At 81.6% G+C, this 1,098-nt stretch carries 1 pseudogene; it reads right to left on the bottom strand.

From position 1 onward, the window contains the following. Positions 1-1,098 (bottom strand): annotated as a pseudogene (locus tag ABD317_RS37150) (hypothetical protein); the annotation flags it as partial.

Genomic DNA, 1,098 nt, shown 5'->3' on the forward strand with positions numbered 1-1,098 from the left:
CGCCGCGGACGCGCAGGGCGTGCCGCTCGTCGTCGGCGGCGCGCTCGTCGTGCATGGCCGGGTTGGGCGGGACGAGGAACACCGCGGCGTCCCGCTCCCCGGTGGGCGGCGGGGGCGCGAGCAGGGCGGCGGCCGTGCCGACGGCGAGGGCCGAGCGGGGCAGCAGCGCGGCCTCGCGCAGCACCTCGCGGGCGCGGGCGTGCGTGTCGGGGTCGGTGATGACGACGCCGTCGACCAGCTCCGGGCGGGCGGCGAGCACGGCGGCGTGGTCGGCGGGGTCGACGGCCTGCGCGAGATACCGCCAGCCGGGCAGGGCGGGGATGCCGTGCTCGCCGAGGCAGTCCACGACGGCCAGCACGTCAGGCCCCGGCGGGAGCAGGCCGCCGTCGCCGAGGGCGGCGAGGATCCGGGCGTCGTCCCCGGCGGCGGTGCGCAGGTCGAACAGCCGCCGCTCGTCGTCGGTGACGCGCGCGTCGAGCAGCGACTGCAGCCCGTCGGCGGCCCGGTCGAACTCCACGGCGCTCAGCGACCGCGGCTCGCCGCCCTCGGCCGGCTCCGGCAGGCCCAGCAGCTCCACCAGCCGGGGCTCCGCCGCCAGCGCCTCCGCCGCGCGGCGCTCCGTCTCGTACGCGGCCGCCGACGCCTGGGCCGCGTCCGTGGCGCGGGCCGCGGCCAGTTCCGCGCGGGCCAGGTCCGCCGCCGTCTCGCGGGCGCGGTCCGTCGCCGTACGGGCGGCCTCGCGGGCGTCGTCCCAGGCCTCGACCGCGGCCTTCTCCGCGTCCCCGGCGACCAGGGCCGCGCGCGCCGGGTCGGTGTCGGGGGCGGCGTCGACGGCGGCGTCCAGCCGGACGGCCCGTACCGCCTCGGCCGTCTCCTGCTCGACCTCCGCGAGCCGCTGGCGCAGGTGGTCGGCCTCGCTGCGGGCGCGCTGCGCGCGGGTGGCGGCGGCGACCGCGTCGGCGTGCGCGGTCTCCGACTCCCGCTGCAGCCCGGCCGACCGCTCCTCCTGCTCCGCCGCCAGCGCCTCGCCGTCGTGGGCGGCGGCGTGGAGGGCGCGCACGAGGCCGGTCGCGGCGTGGGCGCGGGCGGCCAGCGCCG

The organism is Streptomyces synnematoformans (assembly GCF_039531005.1).
Classification (GTDB): Bacteria; Actinomycetota; Actinomycetes; order Streptomycetales; family Streptomycetaceae; genus Streptomyces; species Streptomyces synnematoformans.